General features: G+C 52.3%; 19 protein-coding genes. 6 read left to right on the top strand and 13 right to left on the bottom strand.

Annotated elements, in window-relative coordinates:
• Nucleotides 1–167: 167 nt before the first annotated feature.
• From ACO0LM_RS21260 to ACO0LM_RS21250, 3 genes are all read right to left on the bottom strand, one after another.
• The gene (locus ACO0LM_RS21260) at nucleotides 168–911 is read right to left on the bottom strand and encodes a DUF2076 domain-containing protein (RefSeq protein WP_423039690.1); all 744 of its coding nucleotides are present in this window, start codon (nucleotides 909–911) and stop codon (nucleotides 168–170) included.
• A gap of 134 nt (nucleotides 912–1,045) precedes the next feature.
• Nucleotides 1,046–2,569, bottom strand: coding sequence for a YifB family Mg chelatase-like AAA ATPase (locus ACO0LM_RS21255; RefSeq protein ID WP_423039688.1), 1,524 nt, complete (start codon nucleotides 2,567–2,569; stop codon nucleotides 1,046–1,048).
• Between the two features lie 16 nt (nucleotides 2,570–2,585).
• On the bottom strand, nucleotides 2,586–2,828 hold the full coding sequence (locus ACO0LM_RS21250) for an accessory factor UbiK family protein (RefSeq protein ID WP_422983912.1): 243 nt from the start codon (nucleotides 2,826–2,828) through the stop codon (nucleotides 2,586–2,588).
• 485 nt (nucleotides 2,829–3,313) lie between these two features.
• Here ACO0LM_RS21250 and ACO0LM_RS21245 point away from each other — a divergent pair, with 485 nt between their 5' ends.
• Genes ACO0LM_RS21245 through ACO0LM_RS21235 form a run of 3 tightly spaced genes read left to right on the top strand, consistent with a single transcriptional unit; the run spans nucleotide 3,314 to nucleotide 6,030 of the window.
• Nucleotides 3,314–4,060: a TorF family putative porin gene (locus tag ACO0LM_RS21245; protein ID WP_423039685.1), complete on the top strand. Its 747-nt coding sequence runs from the start codon at nucleotides 3,314–3,316 to the stop codon at nucleotides 4,058–4,060.
• 15 nt (nucleotides 4,061–4,075) lie between these two features.
• Entirely contained in the window at nucleotides 4,076–4,414 is a 339-nt protein-coding gene (locus ACO0LM_RS21240) for a P-II family nitrogen regulator (RefSeq protein WP_110254759.1), read from the top strand.
• Nucleotides 4,415–4,434: 20 nt separating this feature from the next.
• The gene (locus ACO0LM_RS21235) at nucleotides 4,435–6,030 is read left to right on the top strand and encodes an ammonium transporter (protein WP_423039683.1); all 1,596 of its coding nucleotides are present in this window, start codon (nucleotides 4,435–4,437) and stop codon (nucleotides 6,028–6,030) included.
• Between the two features lie 615 nt (nucleotides 6,031–6,645).
• Here the strand turns inward: ACO0LM_RS21235 and ACO0LM_RS21230 are convergent.
• The 3 genes from ACO0LM_RS21230 to ACO0LM_RS21220 all read right to left on the bottom strand — a co-directional run bounded on the left by ACO0LM_RS21230 (nucleotide 6,646) and on the right by ACO0LM_RS21220 (nucleotide 9,185).
• Complete coding sequence (locus tag ACO0LM_RS21230) at nucleotides 6,646–7,938, bottom strand: tetratricopeptide repeat protein (RefSeq protein ID WP_423039681.1); 1,293 nt, start codon at nucleotides 7,936–7,938, stop codon at nucleotides 6,646–6,648.
• 204 nt (nucleotides 7,939–8,142) lie between these two features.
• Nucleotides 8,143–8,757 carry a hypothetical protein gene (locus ACO0LM_RS21225; protein ID WP_423039679.1) on the bottom strand — a complete coding sequence of 205 codons (615 nt, stop codon included), beginning with the start codon at nucleotides 8,755–8,757 and terminating at the stop codon, nucleotides 8,143–8,145.
• A gap of 98 nt (nucleotides 8,758–8,855) precedes the next feature.
• On the bottom strand, nucleotides 8,856–9,185 hold the full coding sequence (locus ACO0LM_RS21220) for a DUF2288 domain-containing protein (RefSeq protein WP_423039677.1): 330 nt from the start codon (nucleotides 9,183–9,185) through the stop codon (nucleotides 8,856–8,858).
• Nucleotides 9,186–9,635: 450 nt separating this feature from the next.
• Here ACO0LM_RS21220 and ACO0LM_RS21215 point away from each other — a divergent pair, with 450 nt between their 5' ends.
• Entirely contained in the window at nucleotides 9,636–11,594 is a 1,959-nt protein-coding gene (locus ACO0LM_RS21215; protein WP_423039675.1) for a bifunctional diguanylate cyclase/phosphodiesterase, read from the top strand.
• A 52-nt stretch (nucleotides 11,595–11,646) separates the two neighbouring features.
• On the opposite strand, the gene ACO0LM_RS21210 is transcribed toward ACO0LM_RS21215, so the two are convergent.
• Complete coding sequence (locus ACO0LM_RS21210; RefSeq protein ID WP_423039673.1) at nucleotides 11,647–12,348, bottom strand: transglutaminase-like cysteine peptidase; 702 nt, start codon at nucleotides 12,346–12,348, stop codon at nucleotides 11,647–11,649.
• Between the two features lie 209 nt (nucleotides 12,349–12,557).
• Here ACO0LM_RS21210 and ltaE point away from each other — a divergent pair, with 209 nt between their 5' ends.
• Nucleotides 12,558–13,601 carry a low-specificity L-threonine aldolase gene (ltaE, locus tag ACO0LM_RS21205; RefSeq protein ID WP_423039671.1) on the top strand — a complete coding sequence of 348 codons (1,044 nt, stop codon included), beginning with the start codon at nucleotides 12,558–12,560 and terminating at the stop codon, nucleotides 13,599–13,601.
• Between the two features lie 14 nt (nucleotides 13,602–13,615).
• Here ltaE and ACO0LM_RS21200 read toward each other — a convergent pair whose 3' ends face one another.
• The 3 genes from ACO0LM_RS21200 to ACO0LM_RS21190 form a co-directional block, all read right to left on the bottom strand.
• Entirely contained in the window at nucleotides 13,616–14,641 is a 1,026-nt protein-coding gene (locus ACO0LM_RS21200; RefSeq protein ID WP_423039669.1) for a hypothetical protein, read from the bottom strand.
• A gap of 207 nt (nucleotides 14,642–14,848) precedes the next feature.
• Nucleotides 14,849–15,175 carry a hypothetical protein gene (locus tag ACO0LM_RS21195; protein ID WP_423039667.1) on the bottom strand — a complete coding sequence of 109 codons (327 nt, stop codon included), beginning with the start codon at nucleotides 15,173–15,175 and terminating at the stop codon, nucleotides 14,849–14,851.
• A gap of 203 nt (nucleotides 15,176–15,378) precedes the next feature.
• Nucleotides 15,379–15,909 carry a hypothetical protein gene (locus ACO0LM_RS21190; protein ID WP_423039665.1) on the bottom strand — a complete coding sequence of 177 codons (531 nt, stop codon included), beginning with the start codon at nucleotides 15,907–15,909 and terminating at the stop codon, nucleotides 15,379–15,381.
• A 163-nt stretch (nucleotides 15,910–16,072) separates the two neighbouring features.
• Here ACO0LM_RS21190 and ACO0LM_RS21185 point away from each other — a divergent pair, with 163 nt between their 5' ends.
• The gene (locus tag ACO0LM_RS21185; RefSeq protein WP_423039663.1) at nucleotides 16,073–17,593 is read left to right on the top strand and encodes a sigma-54-dependent transcriptional regulator; all 1,521 of its coding nucleotides are present in this window, start codon (nucleotides 16,073–16,075) and stop codon (nucleotides 17,591–17,593) included.
• Here ACO0LM_RS21185 and ACO0LM_RS21180 read toward each other — a convergent pair.
• The 3 genes from ACO0LM_RS21180 to ACO0LM_RS21170 form a co-directional block, all read right to left on the bottom strand.
• Entirely contained in the window at nucleotides 17,590–18,042 is a 453-nt protein-coding gene (locus ACO0LM_RS21180) for a hypothetical protein (protein ID WP_423039661.1), read from the bottom strand. The genes ACO0LM_RS21185 and ACO0LM_RS21180 overlap by 4 nt on opposite strands.
• Before the next feature lie 206 nt (nucleotides 18,043–18,248).
• Entirely contained in the window at nucleotides 18,249–20,402 is a 2,154-nt protein-coding gene (locus ACO0LM_RS21175) for a protein kinase domain-containing protein (RefSeq protein WP_423039659.1), read from the bottom strand.
• A gap of 249 nt (nucleotides 20,403–20,651) precedes the next feature.
• Nucleotides 20,652–21,239: an IMPACT family protein gene (locus ACO0LM_RS21170; RefSeq protein ID WP_423039657.1), complete on the bottom strand. Its 588-nt coding sequence runs from the start codon at nucleotides 21,237–21,239 to the stop codon at nucleotides 20,652–20,654.
• Nucleotides 21,240–21,377: the final 138 nt, after the last annotated feature.

Raw genomic sequence — 21,377 nt, 5'->3', positions numbered from 1 at the left:
TTGAAGCCTTGCACAATGGCAAGGCTTCAAATCTGATCTGGCAAGGGGGAAGCTATCTTTGTGCGGCGCTGAACAAGGGTAGTTGTTACAGCGCCGTAATCAATTTGCAAACTTTGTTACTTGCGGGGCAGTAGGCGATAAGGAAGGGCTATGTTGCCAGCAAGGTTTCAGGAAAAATCCGCCATATCATCGCCACCAAAATCATCCATCAGGCTGGCCGATTGCGTGTCATCTACCGCTGGAACTTCCGGTGCAGTCTCTTGCACTTCTGGTGCCTTGTCAAAATAACCGGGTAACAAATCACTGCCACCCTGGTTCAATTGCGTTGTACCGCTGCCGCTGTCAGCCATTTGCTGATGCGACTGGTTGCCCATCAAATGACCTATACCCTGGAACAAAAAAGCACCCGCCGCTACGCCAGCGGCCGTTGCTGCCACTGTGCCCAGCATGCTGCCGCCAGTACCACCAAAGAAGCTGGAAGCCGGTGCCGCAGCCATGGCGCTGACGGGCAGCGGTGGCGGTTGCATGCCGCTGTAGCCTGGCAGGGGGCTACCAGTGACTGATGTTGCTGTGGTCGCTGCCGTTGCTGCCTGTATGGGGCGGCTGCTGGAACTATTACCCCAGGCACTGGTGGCCGGATCCAGGAAATTGTCGCCAGGATTGCCATAGCCGTTATTCTTACCCGCCTGTAATTCACGTAGCTCTGTCTGCAGGCTGGTGATCTGGGTATTGGCCTGGGCCAATGCCTGGTCCAGCAGCAAAGCCCTTTGCACCAGCAGATAACTGGCGTCAGGCTGCTTGCTGACAGCATCATTAATCAGGCTTTGCGCTTGCACATCTTTGCTGATGCCTTGCACTTTCACCAACTGATCGAGAAAATTCTGTAAAGCCTGGGTTTCTTGTGGGGACATGGTCATCTCCTGATGTAACTAACTATTCACTATGTGGTTACGTAGCTGGGGATTTCAATGCTTGTTCAAGGTCAAGGCGACTTGGTGTCATGGTCGTGTATGTCGGCATCCGACACAGAAATGCTTAGAACTACTTAATGTTCCCTCAACGCCCGCCGGTACTGTATGGCTTCGGCCACATGCGCAGCCGTGATTTGTCTGGCTCCTGCCAGGTCGGCAACGGTACGGGCGACTTTTAATACGCGGTGATAGGCGCGGGCAGACCAGCTGAACTTGTTCATGGCGTTGCGCAGCAACTGTTCGGCGCTGCTGTCGGGGCGGCAGTATTCGTCGATTTCAGTGGTGGATAGCAGGTTGTTGGCTTTGCCCTGGCGTTGCTGCTGGTGTGCAAAAGCAGCTTCAACCCGTGCGTGTATCTGTTGGCTGGCTTCACCATCCGCTTGTTTCAGCAAATCTGCATGGGGCAGGGCACCGACCTGTATCTGCAAGTCTATGCGGTCAAGCAGGGGGCCGGATATCCTGCCCTGGTAACGGGCGATGTTATCCGGCGTGCAGCGGCATTTGCCATTACTGTGCCCGAAATAACCGCAAGGGCATGGGTTCATCGCAGCGATTAACTGGAAACTGGCGGGAAAATCTGCCTGCCGTGCCGCTCTTGAAATGGTAATGTGGCCAGACTCCAGTGGTTCCCGCAAGACTTCCAGCACTTTCCGGTCAAATTCCGGAAGTTCATCGAGGAACAGCACGCCGCGATGTGCCAGTGAAATTTCACCGGGGCGCGGCGTGCTGCCACCACCAACCAACGCCACGGCAGATGCTGTATGGTGGGGTGAACGGTAAGGCCTGGCCTTCCAGCGCTCTATCGCAAAGCCGGATGTCAGCGATAGTACAGCGGCTGATTCCAGTGCTTCCTGATCGGTCATGGTCGGCAGAATACCGGGGAAACGGGCTGCCAGCATGGATTTGCCGGTGCCTGGCGGGCCCACCATGATGACCGAATGCGAACCTGCTGCCGCCACTTCCAGTGCCCGCTTGGCCTGCAATTGCCCTTTGACTTCGGCAAAGTCGGCATAGCGAGGGCGCTGCACCTGGGAATGCGCTCGGTGGCGTACCAGCTTGCTATCATTACCCAGAGCGGCAAAGTGGGCGCACACCTGTAGCAATGAATCTGCCGGGTAAATGGCAGCGTCGCTGACCAACGCTGCTTCATCGGCATTGGCTCGCGGCAGGATGAAGGCGGGTTCTTGTTTACTGTGCTGCTGGCTTTTGCAGATGGCAAAGGTCATTGCCAGCGCGCCGCGTATCGGTCTTAGTTCACCCGATAGTGACAGTTCGCCGGCAAATTCATATTGGTCCAGTGCATCTGCCGGGATTTGCCCGGAGGCGGCAAGTATGCCCAGTGCGATGGGCAAATCAAAACGGCCCGATTCTTTCGGCAGGTCTGCCGGGGCCAGGTTGACCGTAATCCGCTTGGCCGGGAAATCAAAACGCGCATTTTGCAGCGCAGCCCTGACCCTGTCCTTGGATTCCTTCACCTCGGTTTCGGGCAGGCCGACGATGGTAAAGGCTGGCAGGCCATTGGCCAGATGCACTTCCACGGTAACTTGTGGTGCATCCATGCCATTCAGGGCGCGGCTTTTGAGGACGGCGAGCGACATCGGCTGCTGAACCTGTTTATTCGTCGTTTTGTTGTGCTTCCAGGGCGGCGACCCGGGCTTCCAGTGCTTCCAGCTTGGCGCGGGTCTTGGCCAGTACCTGCGCCTGTATATCAAATTCTTCTCTGGTGACCAGATCCAGCTTGGAAAATCCCTGGCTCATCATGGCCTTGACGTTTTTTTCCAGGTCTTTTGCCGGGGAATTTTCCAGCACCTGGTTAACTTTGGCCTGCATGTCACTAAAGAAATTTTGCTTATTCATTTTCTATCCTCTCTCTGGAATTTGCACCAATATGGTGCAAATTTGCTGACGCCACTTTTTCGTGCAGAATAATCAGTGCATTTTATTGGTGCATCTATGCTGCACAATGCGCTTGCCATTTTACCCATAAGGTAATGATAACGCATCTATCCCTGATGCTTATTGGTATTGCCGGAGGTATTTCGGTTAATACGTAGAAACTTGCGCAGTTGGCACGACTCCTGCTAACAGAGAGATGAAAAGAGAATTCAGGCATTCATGGCAGTGGTATCTGTAAGAACCTGTTTACGATCTGTAGCGAGCGAGCGTCAGCGGGGTGAAGAGCAGCGCAAAAAGCGGAATGTACTTAAGTACATGAGCATTTTGAGCAGCACATGAGCCCCGATCACGCTCGCGCAGTAAGATCGAAAACAGGTTCTAAGCAGGCCATGCATGCACAAAAGGTTTAATCCGATTCAAATCTTAATCAACTAGGGGGAAGCGCAATGAAAAAATTAGTAATCGCCGCTGCTGTAGCCGCATCATTCTTTGGTGGTTTTGCCCAGGCAGAAGATGCCAAGCCAGATAATGAAGTCAGCTTCAACGTTGGCGTAGTCAGTGAATACCGCTATCGTGCCATTTCGCAGTCTCGTCTTGACCCGGCTTTGCAGGGCGGTGCTGATTATGTGAACAATCCTAGCGGTTTTTACGCTGGTACATGGTTGTCGACCATCAAATGGACCAAGGATGCAGGTGGTAGCGGCGACATCGAATGGGATATCTATGCCGGTAAAAAGGGCGAGATTGTCAAAGACGTTTCGTATGATGTCGGTGTACTGAGCTATATATACCCATCCAACGGCCTGAACAAAGTGGCTGGTTTTGCTGATGCCAACACGACAGAAATCTATGGCCAGATCGGCACCGGCCCTGTGTATGCAAAATATTCGCACTCCGTGACCAACCTGTTCGGTTTCGTCAACAGTAAAAACAGTGGTTACCTGGACCTGGGGGCGAATATTGAAGTACCTGAAGGCTATACACTGGGTCTGCATGTAGGCCGCCAAACTGTCAAAAACAATGGCGCTTCTTCTTACTCTGACTGGAAAATCAGCATCAACAAGGAATTCTTCGGCGTCAACTTTGGTCTGGCAGCACTGGGCACCAATGCCGACAAGAAGCTGTATGTGACACCAGCAGGCAAGTTTACAGGCAAGACCACTCTGGTATTGTCTGCAGTCAAAACCTTTTAAACATTTGAGGCTAGCATGAAACTGATTACTGCAATTATCAAGCCTTTCAAGCTCGATGAAGTCCGCGAAGCCTTGTCCACCATCGGTGTACAGGGGATCACGGTGACTGAAGTGAAGGGCTTTGGCCGTCAAAAAGGCCATACCGAGCTGTACCGTGGCGCCGAGTATGTTGTTGACTTCCTGCCGAAGACAAAAATTGAAGCAGCCGTGGATGATGCCATTGTTGACCGTGCGATCGAAGCGATAGAAACCGCTGCGCGCACCGGAAAAATCGGCGATGGCAAGATTTTCGTCTACGACTTGCAACAAGTTGTGCGTATTCGTACCGGTGAAACCGGCAACGACGCGCTCTGATCGGCTACCAGGGAGTTCACATGAAAAAACTATTAAAAAATGTAGTGGCAGGGACAGCCATACTGGTCAGTCTGGGTTTTGCATCGATGGCAATCGCCGAAGATGCACCAGCCAAGCCTGAGGCTGCAGCAGCATCTACCGCCGTATCTGCATCAGCATCCGCCCCTGCAGCATCTGCTCCTGTTGCTTCGGCAGTAGCAGCGCCTGCATCGGCAGCGGTTGCACCAGCTGCACCAGCGGTTGCTGCTGATCCGGCTGCCGCTTCTGCGGCGGCAGCACCGGCACCCACACCGAATAAAGGCGACACCGCCTGGATGATGGTTGCCACCTTGCTGGTCATTTTGATGACCATACCTGGCCTGGCACTGTTCTACGGCGGCCTGGTTCGTTCCAAAAACATGCTGTCCATCCTGATGCAGGTCTTCATGATCTTCGCGGTGATCATTGTTTTGTGGTGTATCTACGGCTACTCACTGGCATTCACCGAAGGTGGCAAGTTCATCGGTTCGTTTGACCGTCTGTTCCTGAAAGGCATCTGGGATCCAGCCAAGGCAACATTCGCTACGGCAGCGACATTCAGCAAAGGCGTGGTCATTCCTGAATTTGCCTATGTGGCCTTCCAGGCGACATTTGCAGCCATCACTTGCGGCCTGATCATCGGTGCATTTGCTGAACGTGCAAAATTCACAGCGGTTCTGTTGTTCGTGGTGTTGTGGTTCACTTTCAGCTATCTGCCGATTGCACATATGGTCTGGTTCTGGACAGGTCCGGATACCATCAAAGATGCAGCCAGCGGGGCAATTGAATTGGCTAAAGGCGGATTCCTGCAACAAAAAGGCGCGCTCGATTTTGCCGGTGGTACGGTGGTTCATATCAATGCAGCGGTCGCCGGTTTGGTGGGTGCTTATCTGATAGGCAAACGTGTAGGTTACGGTAAAGAATCGATGGCACCGCACTCCCTGACCATGACGATGATCGGTGCATCCCTGTTGTGGGTGGGCTGGTTTGGTTTCAATGCCGGTTCCGCGCTGGAAGCAGGCGACGTCGCAGCACTGGCATTCATCAACACCTTGCTGGCAACTGCTGCAGCGACTGTTTCCTGGGTATTTGGTGAATGGATGTCCAAAGGCAAACCTTCCATGCTGGGTGGTGCATCCGGTGCGGTAGCTGGTCTGGTAGCGATTACGCCAGCATGCGGTTTCGTCGGTCCTATGGGTGCGCTGATCATCGGTCTGCTGGCAGGTATCATCTGCCTGTGGGGTGTCAATGGTCTGAAACGCCTGCTGGGTGCAGATGATTCCCTCGACGTATTTGGTGTACACGGTGTCGGCGGTATCCTGGGCGCCTTGTTGACTGGTGTGTTTGCTGCACCATCCCTCGGCGGTCAAGGTATTTTTGATTATGTCGCCAACAAAATGTCTGCCGATCCGTATGACATGATGGGGCAGGTCATGACGCAGGCAACTGCAGTTGGCGTCACCATCCTGTGGTCAGGTATTGTTTCTCTGGTCGCTTACAAACTGGTTGACCTGGTGGTTGGCTTGCGTGTACCAGAAGATGAAGAACGTGAAGGCCTGGACATCACCAGCCATGGTGAGTCTGCCTATCACTCTTGATCAGAGTTAATAAAAATAATTTGAAGATGTACTCAGTGGACTGTAACAGTTGAAAACAGAGTGCCTTCCGCTTGCGCGACGACCATGGCTGCGTTGCAAATGCTCGCGATAGTTCACTATCGCTGTGCTTTGCGCCTTGCCCTGATCGCCGTGCAAGCGTCTTTCACTTCTGTTTCAACTATTACAGTCCACTAGTTTCCAAAGGTGTGTCAGTACCGTAATCAGAGCTTGCAGTACTGAATTTAACAGGCTGTTCTGCTACCCGCAGAGCGGCCTTTTTTTATACAGGCGGCACTATCACATCAAGTTTGTATCGTGGCCCTGCAGTAGTGATGGAGGGTAGGGACATGGACGGCGTTGCAGACGAATCTTGATTTCGCATCAGCTTGGCTTCCATCTGCTGATGAGACGTACATAAATAGGACTTACGCAAAACCGCCCCAGCTGTGTTGTGGCTCCTAGCCGTACTAAAGTACTGTCTTCGTCGCCACGCCTTGCTGGGACAATTTTGCGTAAGTCCTAATAAAAAACGCGTTACCCCTTGATGGGTAACGCGTTTTTTTCATGGCTGCATGACAGCCATCAGCTATTGATTACAGCTTATTTGATTACAGCTTATTTTGCAGGTGCAGCGGCTGGCTTGCTGCCGTCTTCTGGTACCAGCAACCACAAACGGGCCAAATCGGCTGCACCGTCTGTACTTTGTATGGATTTGAAGATTTCCTTGGCTTTTTCACGGTTTTTAGCTTGCAGGTAGGCCATGCCCAGATGCAGCTTGCCTTCGTCTACCGATTTCAGGCCACCTTTTGCCAAGCCCTGCTCCATCAGTGCCAGACCCTTTTCATGCTGACCATTGATGACATAGTTGTAGCCGATGTTGAGCAGGCCAATACCGGTTTTTGCCGATTTGGCGGATGCTTCGCCCGCATCCGGGTTTTTGAGATCGTCTGCAGCCTGTTTGTTGACGCGGTCACGCAATTGCTTGTGTTTGGCGGCTTCTTTGCCGGTACCCAGAATATTGGCTGCAAAGCCGGCATCCACAGCTTTCTTGGCTTCAGTCGGCAAGCCAGCCAGCAGGGCCAGTTCAGCCATTTCCACATATTGTGAGCCGTCGTCCAGGTTGTCTGTGATCAGCAGCAAGCGGTACATGTCCAGACGCAGACGTTCTGCAAAACCTGGTCTGTGTTCGATACGGTATAGCAGGTCACTCCAGTATTCTTTTTGTGGATAGGTGCCCAGCAGGCGTTCCAGCACCGTTGCATAACCATTGTTGTCTTTTAGCTGCTGATAGGCACCGCCTAGCAGACGCAGGTTTTCCTGGGTAGGCTTGCGGCCGGCCTTGTCATCTTCAGCCAGTTGGTTGTTTAACACCTTGATGGTGTTGGCATAGTCATTTTCCAGATAATAGGAACGGGCGACCAGGTTGTTCATGCCGACGTTGCCTGGTTCTCTCTCCAGATAGCGGCCTGCCCAGGATCTTGCCTGTACATATTTTTTCTCATTGAACATGGTGCCGGCCATGGCTTCGATCAGGCGCAGTTTTTCTGGCTCTTTCAGAAATTCCGTATTGATCATGTTTTCAAACGACTGGGCCATCATGGCTGAATCATTGGTACCGGAAGCAACCACGGCACGCAGGCGATGGAGGGCAAACATCTCATAAGGTGTTTTCTTTTCCAGCGCATCCAGGGCATTGATTTTTTCCAATGCCTGGGGATATTGCTTGGCGTTCAGCAATTCCTGAATCTCATTGAGCGGTTTGCCCATTTCTGCACGGACGGTTTGCTGCTTGGTGGGATCCGCAGGTGCTGCTGCCTGTGCCTGCGCGGTATCCGCGGTCACGGTAGAGAAGCCAGATCCGAAGGCTGCCAGCATCATGGCGGCGAACAGGTAAGAGATTTTTTTCATGAATGATCCAGATAAAAAAATGAAAATTGCCGCATTAGGATGAGCACGACACGATACAAGGTCTGCCGGGGACCAGGCAAACTGGCCGGCTGGCATGGTTTCGCCTATGCATGCCGGAAAGTCTTTGCGTCAGTCCTTTTCCGTTCCAATCCCGTTCACAGTGAAGCTGCGGAATTTCGCATTATAGCCGAGCATGGGCCAGCATTACCATTTGCATCCTGTGTCTACAACGGCACTGACCGCCAGCGGGATGACGGCTAGTAAGCCGAGGCCTGAAAAGGCTTTCATGCATTCCTTCTTTTCTGCCCGTTTTGTGCCTTCACCCAGACGTTTTTCCAGCGTGTCGCTACGCCGGTGGCTGGCTTGCATTTGCTCGATCTCCCCGGGTTTGCGCTGCCGTTCCATGGCCAATGCCGAAGTACGCAAGGCATCCAGGTCAAGGCGGGGAGCATTGTTGTTATTGCCAGAACTAACGCTGTCAATTTCGGTAACCGGGGCTGGCACAGTGTCCGGGCTGGTTGCCGTGGTGGCTGATAGTGGCACCTTGGCCGTCTGGGTTTGCCGGGTATTCCGTGCAGCAAGCGGCTTGGCAGGCGTAAGGACCTTGACAGGCGAGTCGTCAGCGACCGGTGGTTTGGGAGGTGGCGGCAGAATTTTCAGTACATCAAGATACAGAACCACGTCGTCCCTGGCCGATGCCCTGCCAGACAAGCCCGAATGGCGAATGATTTGCCATAATGCCATGTGCAGCAGCATGATCAACAGCAGCGTCAGCACATGGCTGCCCCCGGGTTTGGCCGATGCTGTCAAAAATTGCATGATGCTCCTTTGCTTGTCGAGGCTATGCATCAGACAAGGCGAGCTTGCTAAAAGTTCATCTGTTCCATGGGCCCTGCTTAGGTCAGCTTAGGATCTGCTTAGTCTCTTTCAACCCGGTGCTGTACCAGTATCCAGGGTTTTACCACCACAGTCCAAAGCTGCCGGTCTTGCTCCAGCCATTCTTTGGCCTGCGCATCGTTGACTCTGGCCAGTTGCCCGCTATCGAGCAGGGCAGCAATGTGTTCGGCGCGGTCTTCTGCCATATGCAGGGCGACTTCGACCAGGTCTTGATCGCCAGCCACCACCAGCACCGTGCCGCCGGCGAAATGGCGCAACAGCTCGCTCCAGGGAAAGCTGGCAGTTTCCAGATTGATTTTTGTGCGCAGGATATCTGTGTTGATATGGGTGCTGATATTGGTGTTCGACATAGATGATGTATTTGAAATAATGAAGCCTGGCACCACACAATAGTCTGGCGGGCATCGCTGAAAAAACGTATTTTACCCAAGCATCGGTATATGCTGGCATGCTTTACTTGTGTGTGTCTGTTTTGCTTGCGCATCTTATGCAAATTGGGCGACCTTTGACGCTGATTGGGCTACTATTTGCATTACATCCCCGCAGGACTTACGCAAAACCGCCCCAAAGCGTTGCAGCTCCTCTCCTAGGAGCCGCGTACTAAAGTACTGTCTTCGTCGCTGGGTTTTGTTGGGACAATTTTGCGTAAGTCCTAGTAAGTAAATCTGCAAATTGATTAAAACAAATTGCTCAATAATGCTATTTTCTTGTTTAAGTTGCAAAGATACTTCAAGATGAAGTAGTGTAGGTGCAGTGGAGAAATTGTACGAAAAATTCTGATCGATGCCAAAAGAGATGACATGACATTAAGACGCCAATTACTTCTTGCAATTTCAGTCATATTTTTTGCTGTATTCATCGGCTTGCAAGTCTTGTCGGTGCTGACCACCAGAGATTATCTGCAACAGCAACTGGCGTCCCATGCACAAGATGCGGCCACCGCGCTGTCGCGACCGCTGGAAGATGCCATGGCAAAAAATGACCAGACCCTGGCAGACATACAGATCACCACCTTGTTTGACCGAGGCTATTACAAAAAAATAATGGTGCTTGACCCTGCGGGCAAGATCATCGTCAGCAAAGAACTCCCCGCCAACAAAGAAAAAGTGCCGGCCTGGATGCCGGTGCTGTTTGATTTGCAAACACCACCCGGTGAAGCTTTCATTTCATCTGGCTGGCGTCAGTTGGGCAAGGTGGTGGTCATCAGTCATCCTGCCTATGCCTATGAATATCTGTGGCGGTCCATGCAAGAAATGGCACTGTGGATGTTTGTCATGTATCTCATCGTCTGGGGGCTGACAGTACTGCTGTTGCGTATCATCCTGAGCCCACTGAAAAAAATTGAAGAAGTCGCCGTCGCCATCCAGGAAAAGCGTTTTCAACGCATAGATGTATTGCCACAGGCGCGCGAATTGCGGCGCGTGGTAGTCGCCATGAATCATATGTCGGACCGTATTTCAGCCTTGCTGGATGAAGAAATCGCCAAGGCCGAAAACTACCGGCGCGAAGCCTTTATCGACAAGGTCAGCGGCCTGGAAAACCGGCATGGCTTTGACCTGCGTTTCAATCACCTGCTGTCAGAAGATGGACGCTTCGATACCGCCGTGATCTTTGTGCTGGAATTTGATGGCCTCAAGGAATTCAATCATCAATACGGTTATCAGCAAGGTGATGCCTTGCTGGCTGACGTATCCGCAGTGGTGCGCGAAATCGTCAGCAAATACGTCAGCATCGTGGGCCGTATAGGCGGTACTTCGATTGCTGCGGTCTGCATCGATATTGACGAGAAAGGGATAGACCAACTGGTCGATGTATTGCAATACCGTTTGAGCCAGGTATTGCTGCGCGCATCCCGGCAGGTCAGCCTGGCGGCGGGGGCCGTGGTGTTTGGCCTTTCGCACAATCGTACCGATATTTTTTCACGTGCTGACCTCGCCATAGAAACCATGCGCCAGTCTGGCACCGGGCAAATCAGCGTGGCTCATCTGGAAGAAAGTGAAACAAATATCGCCGGTTCACATGGCTGGCGCGTGCTGATCCGTAATGCACTGGCAGAAAATCGCTGGGTATTGTTTGCGCAGCCTGTCATGCGTTTGCAATTGCGCCAACTGGTACACCATGAAGTGTTTTCCCGCCTGCTTGATACCCAGGGCAACCTGGTCCCGGCGAATAAATTCCTGCCCATGGCCATGCGCCATCAACTGATGCCAGAAATTGACCAGGCCGTCATCACCCTGATCATCGACATGCTGCTGACACCCAATCCGGCCTTCAAACATATTGCCGTCAATGTTTCGCTGCAATCGATGGAGAGCCAGGATTTTTGCGACTGGTTGTTGGCGCGGCTGAAATTTTCCCCTGAGCTGTCAGGCCGCCTGTCCGTGGAAATGAGTGAATTCGGTTGTGCCAGAGATCATGCAATCACCAAAAAATTTGTGTCGCTGTTGCGTGAAGCCGGTATCCGTTTTGGGGTGGATCATTTCGGCCTGGACCCACATGCCCTGAATGTCATACGCGAAATCCCACCCGATTACATCAAGCTCGACGGTGGCCTGATACAGCAGATTGCCAGCAATGAAAGCAGCCATGCCCACCTGCGCGCCATCGTCAAGTTTGCCCAGTCCATGGGCATACCGCTGATAGCACAAAATGTGGAAAGCGAAGAATCGCTGCAATTATTATTGGCAGACCAGATCGATTGCGGTCAGGGATTTTATTTTGGCGTGCCGGAAAAAATAGTGATGGCAAAAGCGGACTGAGCAATACAGGGTAACAAGAAAAAGCGCAGATGCCTCCTAAGCTCAGGATGCATCACATGCGCTTTTCCTTGTCCATCTTGTCTATCATGTCTTTCCATAAACGCACAGTGGATGCACCACCCTTGCGTGCGCTGCCGCTGGCCAGCCACAGGTCTTCATCATTGAAACTATACACCGGCACCAGGTCGCTGCGTGCCGATGCCAGTTGAATCTCATCCACCAGGTTATCCATGATCCACGGTTCTGCCGTCGGTGTGGGGTAGTACGCCAATACCATATGGGTTTCGCCTATGCGTATCGCCCTGACATAAGTGATGCGCAGCCTTTCCACCGGCACCCCCAGGTCTTTCAGCGTCATGTATTTGGCGATGGCATAGTCTTCACAGTCACCGCCCCATGACGCTACAAATTCTGCCGGGGTGGCCCAGTAATCGGCAACGCCCCAATGTTCCTGGTCGCTGACGTAGGGCACACGATTAAAGAAATCATTCACCTGGCGCAGCACCGGCATTTCGTACTTGCCATCACTGGAGGCGACAATAGTCCTGGCAAAGTCTTTACCAGCCATTGCACTGATCTTGCGTACCGCGTTTTGCATTTGCGCCAGACGACGTGGCCCCTCGGCACCAAAGCGCTTGGTCATCGATTCCAGTAAACCATGCGAAAAATCCACCAGGCCGGAAAGTGCACCGGGGCTGGCGAAGGCAAGCAAGACACTGAAAACAAGGGCAATTTTTGCTACCGTACTTCGCATGTGCAAGTGATCCGTGCAACTGAATAGTGAGTCAGGATGCGCATAAATTCACCCTCGTCACAGGCTACCTGGCATCCATCCTTTGCCTGTTAGTGTATCTGTTTATGGCAATGGCCTGATAGTGCTGATGCAGATAAACATGCATAAACCGCATACAATTGGCGATTCGGTCAACACTACTAGCATCCCGATAGTAAAAAGGAAACCCCATGTCAGCCAGACCACCCATCCGCATTGATTTGCGCAGCGATACAGTTACCCGTCCCACCCACGCCATGCGTGCTGCCATGCACGCCGCCGAAGTGGGTGATGACGTGTACGGCGATGACCCCACGGTCAACCGTCTGCAAGCCTATGCTGCTGAACGGTTTGGCTATGCGGCAGCGCTGTTTGCCTCGTCCGGCACACAAACCAATCTGCTGGCCTTGCTGGCACATTGTGGCCGGGGTGACGAATACATCGTCGGACAGGAAGCGCATACCTACAAATACGAAGGCGGTGGTGCCGCAGTGTTAGGCAGCATACAACCGCAGCCACTGACCAATCAGGCCGATGGCAGTATTGCCCTTGGCGATATCGCCGCCGCCATCAAGCCGGATGATTTTCATTTTGCCCGCAGCCGTTTGCTGACCCTGGAAAACACCATCGGTGGTCGCGTGCTGCCGCCTGCGTATGTGCAAGCAGCCATCAGCCTGGCCCATGAACGTGGTCTGGCAACCCACCTGGATGGTGCACGCATTTGCAATGCTGCCGTCAAACAGGGGGTGGAACTGAAACAGGCAGTGGCCGGTTTTGACAGCGTATCTGTGTGTCTGTCCAAGGGCTTGGGCGCGCCGGTTGGTTCAGTATTATGTGGCGACAAAGATTTCATCAAAAGCGCGCTTCGCTGGCGCAAGATGCTGGGTGGCGGCATGCGCCAGGCGGGCAGTCTGGCGGCGGCTGGCTTGTATGCGCTGGAAAATAATATCCTGCGCCTGGCAGAAGACCATGCCAACGCACAAATGCTGGCCAGTGGCCTACAGCAGATTGCCGCCTTACAGGTGCAGCCCCCCCAGACTAATATCCTGTATGCCGATATACCGTCAGCTGCCTGCACCGGCCTGGAAAAGCATTTGCTGGGCCGCGGCATACTGGCGCGTGTGACACCGCATATGCGCATGGTCACGCACCTGGATGTATCCAGGGCAGACATTGATGAAGTGATTGCCACCTTCCAGCATTATTTTGACACCTGGCAAGCGGCAAGCGAATAAATCAGTAAGATCTATTAGTCAGCATTAAAAATCGGGCTATAGATGATGACCCGATCTATGCTGATAGTCGTCTGGTCATCGCTGACCGCCAGGTTTTCAACACAAGGCATGCTGGCCATATCCTGGCCCAGATTGCTTTGAGGCCGCGCGACTTTGGCGACAATGTTAAACAGGCTGACGCTTTGGCCAAGCGCTGCATGGCCGGGATTTTCCAGGCAAAAATAGGCGATATTCTGTTCTTGTGCCTGCCCCTCATTGTCCGTCAACTTCATCGGGAAACTGATGCTGATCTTGTTGGCGGTATTGAGTATGGTCTGGGTCCAGGTATGTGTTGCTACATCATAGACGATGCTACAGGTCAGGATATCACCCGACCTGACAGCCATGCGCGGTCCGCCAAAGCAGCCGAACACCGGGCTGTCAGCGTTTTCGGTATTCACATACTGGCCAGAAATCCACCATCCTGCTTCTGGCAATTGTGTGGGGTTGGGCGCGCATGAGGTGCTTTGCACACTGCAGTAAGTCAGCACCGGCTGCAATACCCCACGTCCTATCGGCGCGAAATGATCGCCACCCGGCTGCAAGCCCGGCCAGATAAATAGCACCCCTTTATCGGTGCTGGCAAAGGGAACCTGCATGCTGGCCTGCAAAGAAACCCAGCCATTGCCCTGCGGCGCGCAAAGGCTGACGATGCGTCCCTTGGGTGCCGGTTTTTCATATACATCGGCACCCTCCTCGAGACCCAAAATCGGTTTGCCAGAAAAAAACACCACGTCGCCCGCATGCAAAATCTGTTGCTTTGCCAGTATAGTAAAATGCTTTACATAAAAAAAGAAAGTGACGCGGTCATTGTCGGCCGCAAATGCCTTGGCCTCGGCCAGTGTCATGCACGGCTTGCGGCAGACTTCTTGCGCCCAGTTGGCCTCATCATGCATTACCACACCGGGAATTTTTACCCATTGCAGGCCAGCTTCTTCTTTGTAAAAGTTGAAGGGTTTCCTGGCTTCTGGTATGGCGATGTTCCTGTCTGTGTTTCTCATGATGTCTCCTGTGCCTGAGAACCTGTTTTCGATCTTACTGCGCGGGCGCAATCGTAAACTACGCGGGGCTCATGCGCTGCTCAAAATGCTCATGTACTTAGCGTACATTCCGCTTTTTGCGCGGCTCTTCGCCCCGCTGACGCTCGCTCGCTACAGATCATAAGCACGCTCTGACAGGCAGGCATTAGCTGGATCAGAATAACGGGATCAGGTCAGCGTATCTGATTTGACTTCTACGCTGCCATCAGTCTTTCTGCGCCTGTCACTGCTGACTCGGCTGTTTTTCAATATCCGTGACGGGTCCTGGCGACGGTCAGTCTTTCTTCTGTCGAAGCGTGGCTGTGTGTCACCCAATATGTCGCCTAGCCTGGCGTCATCGACAGCATTTTCATCATCGGTCGGTGACTGCTGTCCAAACAGATGGGCCTGCAGCCTCAGCAGCGGTGGCAAGCGATCCTGGAAACTGGCAAAGTCGCCGTAAAGGTCGGCTTTCAAGAGCGTGTCTGCAGTCGTGATTTCCTGTGCGAATTTCATGTCTGACTCCTGTTTCTAATTAAGACGTTTACTTCCCTGCCACTAAGGCCAGTTTGTGACTTGACTACCTATAGTCAAATTCCGTGCCAGCAAAAAAGTAGTCTTATGGCGGCTTTTGCGGCCGATACAGCTTGGTTTATGCTGGTTACTGCGTAAAAAGCCACTATTTACATGTCAACGCAGCTTTTCTCTACATGTAAATATCAGTCGCAAGCGACGGCTTGGCGCATCAAGCCCAGATTCAACAGGCCAGATGCGCTCTTGCCGGGCTTTGCCGGTTTTTTAGTAACGCGGTTGACGACCGGGGGATTCGGGCGGGCGGCTTTTTCTTCCGCTTTGACCAAACCCAAGGTGGTCGACCAGGCTTTATCTTTCGATGCCCAGGTAGTGGCCCACAGGTAAGGTTTTTCCATGATGGACGGCGCAGGTTCCGACTGTGAGCGCAGGCGCATGCGGGTTGACGTGTGGATGGCCGCCGTCCATGCTGCCTGCGGATCGTGGGTGGGCAGGCACATGGCGACAGTACCGGCACTGATACGGGTACGGCCCAGGTAATGGGGTGCCCGCTCTACATTCTTTTGTATCAGTGCACTACGGGTTTCGTGGTAGTACACATCATCCATCAGCAAACGCATGGCAATCTTGCGTGCCAGCCTGGCTTTCAGCGTCATTCTGCTTAACAGGATAAACAGCAGTACAGTGGATAAAATCCATAATATTTCAGTGGCAAACATTTTCTCTCTCCCAAATTGCAGGCCATCATCGCCCGCTGTATGTGGTGATATTTGCAAGCGGCGTGCCAGCTGCCTTCTACTGGGAGAGCAGGTATTTGTGATTGCAGGTTGACATGTCAAGCGCACAAATTTACATTGGTGCTTTACATATGCAGTACACACAATGAACGATACCGATTACACGCTGACCTCGCCCCTGTCCAGACTGTCTGACAATGCGGCGGCACTGCTGGGCCTGACTGTCGTCTGGCATCCGGATAGCCAGCGCATAGGCGAACAGTTTATTGCCAGCAACCCAAACGGCTTGCTTGAAATCAATCGTTTTCTGCCCCTGTTCCGTCATCCGGCCAAAGAAGGCCTGCCACTCGGGTATGGCGGTATCTCGCGCGACCCGGTGCGGGTGACGCGGGATGGTGATGATGGCATCGTCATCACCCCACCCACCAGCCGCATGGTGGTAGAAGTCAATGGCACAGAGATTGCCGCCCCGGTGGCGCTAAGCCGCGAGCAAATTGAATCTGGCGTCATCCTTGGCCTGGGCCGTGCCGTGCTGATCTGCCTGCACTGGATGCGCTGCCTGCCCAAACACAACCCTGCCCTCGGCTTTGTTGGCGTTGGCAGTGCTGCCATCGTCGCCCGCGACCAGATCCGCCAGGTCGCCGGCACAGAGCTGCCTGTCCTGTTATTGGGGGAAACCGGTACTGGCAAAGAAATCGCCGCGCGTGCCATCCATGCCTACAGCAAACGCGCCAACGCACAATTGGTCAGCGTCAACATGGCCGCATTGAACGAAGCCCTGGCCGCTGCCGACTTGTTTGGTGCCGTCAAGGGTGCCTACACCGGTGCACAAAATGCCCGCAAAGGCCTGTTTGCCGAAGCCGAAGGGGCGACATTGTTCCTGGATGAAATCGGCAATACCCCGGCCAGCATCCAGCCCATGCTGTTGCGTGTGCTGGAAAGCGGCGACTACCGGCCACTGGGTGCACAGCATGACCAAAAGTCCAGCGCCCGCCTGATCGCCGCGACGGATCAGGATTTGTATAGCGAAGGCTTCAACCAGGCCCTGCTGCGCCGCCTGGAAAGCTTCATCATCCACCTGCCACCACTGCGCGCCCGCCGTGAAGACATAGGCGTGCTGCTGTTGCATCTGCTCAACACCAGCAAAATGCCGAATGAAGTGGGCACCAACCTGCCGGTAGCCCTGGTCAGCGAATTTGCCAATTACGACTGGCCAGGCAATATCCGCCAGTTGTCGCATGTCTTGCGCCGTGCCTTGCTGGCCCTGCAACTGGGTGAAGTGCCACAATTGACCAGCCTGGTCAAAACCACCCACAAACCTGCCTCAACAGGGCCAGAACACGCCACCATCGCCGCCGACAGCAAAATCCCGCTGCCCGTCATCCCGCGCAAGAAATTGACCGAGCTGGGCGAAGACGATGTCTTACGCGCCATGGAAAACAATGACTGGTATATACAGGGCGCCGCGCAAGAGCTTGGCATCTCGCGCCCATCCATGTACAAGCTGCTGGACAGCCACAGCCGGATACGTCGCGCCGAACAGATACCGATGGAAGAAATTCGCCAGACACTGGAAACCAGCGCTGGCGATATTGAAGCATGCGCCGCGTTGTTGAAAACGCCTAGTGAGGCGTTGCGGCGGTATTTGAAGGTGGTGGGGGTTTAGGCGCCAGTGCCAACGTCACATTCGGGGTCCCAAGTGAAGGACATTGGGCTACCGTATACGATAGCAGTAAATGATCCTACAAAAGTAAATCTATGGCTAGGATCACCAGCGCTGTAGCTACTACTTATTGTCACGGTAAAACCGGGGTTAGACGTGCTATTCAATGCAACCTGGTATCCATTATTTGCAATAGAGGTACCGTTTACGAATGGGTCATCAAAGTTTCCATTTTGTGTCACTGGATAGGCGTTAACTACGCTGTTTGAAATCGCCGTTGTACTTGGTGGTTGCGTGTAACCATGCTCAACAAAAACATAGGAATAGGTAATTGTGTCACCAGCGACAAAAATAGCACATCCGTTATCACCGGCTGGTGGTAAGTCGTTTATATACTGACCGACACATTGCTTATGTGCGTTGTAATTAAGTTGAAAATTGTAGGCAGCCAATTCTTTCTCCTTGTGTGTAAAGTACGTCTTAGATTTACATCATGAATAAATAAAAATAATGTTCATTTTTACTACTTGATTGACACTTGCTTAGCTAAGCTCCATAGCATGAGATAGAGATTTTAAGATCAATATATAAAAAAGCAGCATGATTTCCTGCCCTCGCAAACACAAACATATAGCAATACAACTTCAGTTGTTAATTACTATTTTTGCGGGTATCGGTCATCTCGCCTCAAAGCAAGTAGATCAGGTTCTGCATCAATTAACTTCACGGGATAGCCAAGTTCCAGCGCTTTGTGAATGGCATCCAATGCAAGTGTTCTGTCTTCTAGCAATTCGTATGCCAATCCGGCACGAAAATGTACATCGGCGCTTTTAGGTGCCAATTCCAGAGAATGTTTTATCAGTTCAAGAGATTTTTCTTTATTCCCAATTCGTGCAGAATACAATCCCATGCGGGACACCAGAGTTGCGTCATTTGGAGACCGTTCCAGCCTCGGCTGGATAAGCTGTATTGCTTTTGTATACGCAGTTTGTGCTTCATTTTTTCGGCTTGGTATCCACAGCAACGCATCTGCTAAATTTGCCCATCCAAAGTAATTGTTTGGATTGCCTTTTTCATTCGAGACGGCTTGTTGAAAAGCTTCCACCGCTGCCAAATAATCTCCTTTTATGAACAAGGCATTACCTAGATTGGTGTACAAGGCAGCACTCGGTCTTATTTGCAAACCCTGTTGCAAAACGTTCAGTGCTTCGTCATTGCGGTTCAATCTTAAAAGTGCGGCATTCAAATTTGCATATGGGAGGACCGCATCAGGTTCCATTTTGATGCTTAGTCGAAACGCTTTCTCTGCACCCTCGGAATCGCCTTTCAAGTATTTAGCAGTTCCAATTTCACCCGCAAATACGGAATTGTTTGGAAATTTTTGAATAGCGAGCTCAGCAAATTTTATAGCTTCATCGAATCGATGTGCTTTTCTTAGTACCGTAGCTTTTATAAGCCAGGCAAAGTAATTTTCTGGGTCCAAGACTAATGCTCTGTCGAGATCAGCAAATGCTTGTTCATGCTTATCTTTTCTTGTCGCCGCAGCACCTCGCGCAACATAGCTCAAGGCCAATTGCCCGTTCATCTTGACTGCTTGCTGTGCACTTGCATCTGCCTTTTGTAACCAAATCTCGTCTTGCCCGTCAGTTGTATAACGAAAACTATAGACCAGAGACAAGCCCGCTACCGCAGCAGCACTATTACCATCATGTTTTAAGATAGTTTCAAAGCTTTTAGTAGCCCTGTCTAAGCTGCCAGGCCTATCGAATTGCTTCAGAGCTTCTAGACCTTGCTTAAGGGTTAACGATTCGGAATATGGCTTCAACGACATCTTGTCAAGTTCAAGATAAGGCACAGCCTGCCAGGTACCGTAAGCCAGTGCGATTAAGGCAGCCAATAGCAATAAGGCGCGTTTGGGTGTGCTAAGTTGTTTCCAGCCTTTGTTAGAGGTTATTGATTTGCTGTTATTCAGATTTGCTTTAACAGTCATCACACTAACCAAAGGCCGCAGCTTTTCACAAACCTGCTGCATACTCCCCAAACGCTTTTCAGTCTGCTTTGCCGTCATCGCCAGCACCAGCTTGACCAGTGCCGGGTTGGTATTGGCGGGGAATTCCCAGGTGTCTGAATTGGACTGCATCAGCGCGGCGGCCAGGGCCAGGCCGCTGGCGCTGGCGAAGGGGCGGGTGCCGCTGATGATTTCGTACAGGATCACGCCCAGGGCATAGATGTCGGTCTGGACGTTGACTGCGGCACCCATCATGCGTTCGGGGGCCATGTAGGCGATGGTGCCTTGTGGGTCAACCTGGCTTAATGAGGTGGTGGCTTGCACATCTGCCTGCGATGCCAAACCAAAATCCAGGATGCGTACCCTGCCGTCTGGTTCCACCATCAGGTTCGAAGGTTTCAGGTCGCCGTGGATGAGGCCGGATGCGTGCGCTTCCTGCATGGCTTCGGCCACCTGGCTGATGATGTTGATGGCGTGCTGTTCGCTGACTTTTTCTTGTTGCAGCAGTTGTTTCAGGGTATGGCCGGGGACCAGTTCCATGACGATGGACTGGCTGTCGCCTTCTTCTTCAATGGCAAATACTTTGACAAAGGCAGGGTGCTTCAGGGAGGCGGCAAGGCGTGCTTCTTTGATCAGGCTGGCGGGTTGTGCCATGCCTTCTATGTGTTTTAGCTGTTTGATGGCAACAGGGCGGCGGAGCTTGGTATCCCAGGCTTCGTGTACTTGGCCAAAACCACCTTCACCAAGGCGTTGTTTAAATTCGTAATGCCTTAAGGTTGTGCTGTCCTGATTGGTATTTTGCATTGGTTTCTTGCATGGTTATTATTTTTTGCCGCAGATTGTTCTAAGCAGCTATCCAACTACGCAAGATAGTTGCTAGTCGTAACCAGTTGTAACGGCAACAGTGTAGAGAACTTTATTACAAAACTGTGTATTCATGGTGACAAGCAAAGATATTTTATATGTAAATGACATGTCAACGATTGTTATTTACATGTAAATCGGAAGACTATATTTGCGTCACTATCCGCGACTTGCCTTGTTGTGAAATGATCAATCAGCTTTGATAATATTCACTTGCCCTTTTAGCATGGTCACAAGTTCTGCTTCAAACTGATCTGCCCATTTCTGCTTGACGCTGATGGTCATGGTGGTGGATTCGGTATAAATCAATTGCTGGACGGTGGCAGCAAACTTGTCGCTCAGGCGGCGTACATGTGATTCATCGGCATAGGCGCAGACGATATCCCATTCAACAAAATATTCGACTTCTATCAGTTGGGCATTCTTGAAGGCGTCGGATATGGCCTGGCCATAGGCGCGGGTCAGGCCGCCGGCACCCAGCTTGGTGCCGCCCCAGTAGCGCACGACAACGGCCAGGATGTTGGTGACATCCTTGTGTACCAGTACGTTGTACATGGGTTTGGCGGCAGTACCAGAAGGCTCGCCATCATCATCCATGCCAGAATCGCCGGTGCAGACCAGCGCCCAGCAGACATGTACGGCATCAGGATGCTGGGCACGTATGCTTGCCAGTTGCTGGCGCGCTTCGGCCCGGCTGTTGAGCGGATAGAGTTGTCCCAGAAAACGGCTTTTCTTGATTTCAATTTCGGCAAAAGCGGGGGCAGCAAGCTGGTACATGGGGAGTCTGGTGTGGCAAAGTTGGTATTTTGGCGGCTTATTGGGGTTGGGTATACAAAAAACGGCGCAAAAACTGTGTGGAGCCAAGTGTCAAACTTTGACAGTGACACGGAGTCAGCGAGCAAAAGCAGAGAGTGC

Source organism: Undibacterium sp. Di26W, from assembly GCF_049340265.1.
In the GTDB taxonomy this organism is placed as follows: domain Bacteria; phylum Pseudomonadota; class Gammaproteobacteria; order Burkholderiales; family Burkholderiaceae_D; genus Undibacterium.
Note: the sequence above shows the minus strand (reverse complement) of the source record. Positions and strands in the feature narration are given on the sequence as shown.

Excerpts from the sequence above, each read along its gene's own strand:
- ACO0LM_RS21260 (WP_423039690.1), bottom strand. The coding sequence starts at position 911 with ATGTCCCCACAAGAAACCCAGGCTTTACAGAATTTTCTCGATCAGTTG.
- ACO0LM_RS21255 (WP_423039688.1), bottom strand. The coding sequence starts at position 2,569 with ATGTCGCTCGCCGTCCTCAAAAGCCGCGCCCTGAATGGCATGGATGCA.
- ACO0LM_RS21250 (WP_422983912.1), bottom strand. The coding sequence starts at position 2,828 with ATGAATAAGCAAAATTTCTTTAGTGACATGCAGGCCAAAGTTAACCAG.
- ACO0LM_RS21245 (WP_423039685.1), top strand. The coding sequence starts at position 3,314 with ATGAAAAAATTAGTAATCGCCGCTGCTGTAGCCGCATCATTCTTTGGT.
- ACO0LM_RS21240 (WP_110254759.1), top strand. The coding sequence starts at position 4,076 with ATGAAACTGATTACTGCAATTATCAAGCCTTTCAAGCTCGATGAAGTC.
- ACO0LM_RS21235 (WP_423039683.1), top strand. The coding sequence starts at position 4,435 with ATGAAAAAACTATTAAAAAATGTAGTGGCAGGGACAGCCATACTGGTC.
- ACO0LM_RS21230 (WP_423039681.1), bottom strand. The coding sequence starts at position 7,938 with ATGAAAAAAATCTCTTACCTGTTCGCCGCCATGATGCTGGCAGCCTTC.
- ACO0LM_RS21225 (WP_423039679.1), bottom strand. The coding sequence starts at position 8,757 with ATGCAATTTTTGACAGCATCGGCCAAACCCGGGGGCAGCCATGTGCTG.
- ACO0LM_RS21220 (WP_423039677.1), bottom strand. The coding sequence starts at position 9,185 with ATGTCGAACACCAATATCAGCACCCATATCAACACAGATATCCTGCGC.
- ACO0LM_RS21215 (WP_423039675.1), top strand. The coding sequence starts at position 9,636 with ATGACATTAAGACGCCAATTACTTCTTGCAATTTCAGTCATATTTTTT.
- ACO0LM_RS21210 (WP_423039673.1), bottom strand. The coding sequence starts at position 12,348 with ATGCGAAGTACGGTAGCAAAAATTGCCCTTGTTTTCAGTGTCTTGCTT.
- ltaE (WP_423039671.1), top strand. The coding sequence starts at position 12,558 with ATGTCAGCCAGACCACCCATCCGCATTGATTTGCGCAGCGATACAGTT.
- ACO0LM_RS21200 (WP_423039669.1), bottom strand. The coding sequence starts at position 14,641 with ATGAGAAACACAGACAGGAACATCGCCATACCAGAAGCCAGGAAACCC.
- ACO0LM_RS21195 (WP_423039667.1), bottom strand. The coding sequence starts at position 15,175 with ATGAAATTCGCACAGGAAATCACGACTGCAGACACGCTCTTGAAAGCC.
- ACO0LM_RS21190 (WP_423039665.1), bottom strand. The coding sequence starts at position 15,909 with ATGTTTGCCACTGAAATATTATGGATTTTATCCACTGTACTGCTGTTT.
- ACO0LM_RS21185 (WP_423039663.1), top strand. The coding sequence starts at position 16,073 with ATGAACGATACCGATTACACGCTGACCTCGCCCCTGTCCAGACTGTCT.
- ACO0LM_RS21175 (WP_423039659.1), bottom strand. The coding sequence starts at position 20,402 with ATGCAAAATACCAATCAGGACAGCACAACCTTAAGGCATTACGAATTT.
- ACO0LM_RS21170 (WP_423039657.1), bottom strand. The coding sequence starts at position 21,239 with ATGTACCAGCTTGCTGCCCCCGCTTTTGCCGAAATTGAAATCAAGAAA.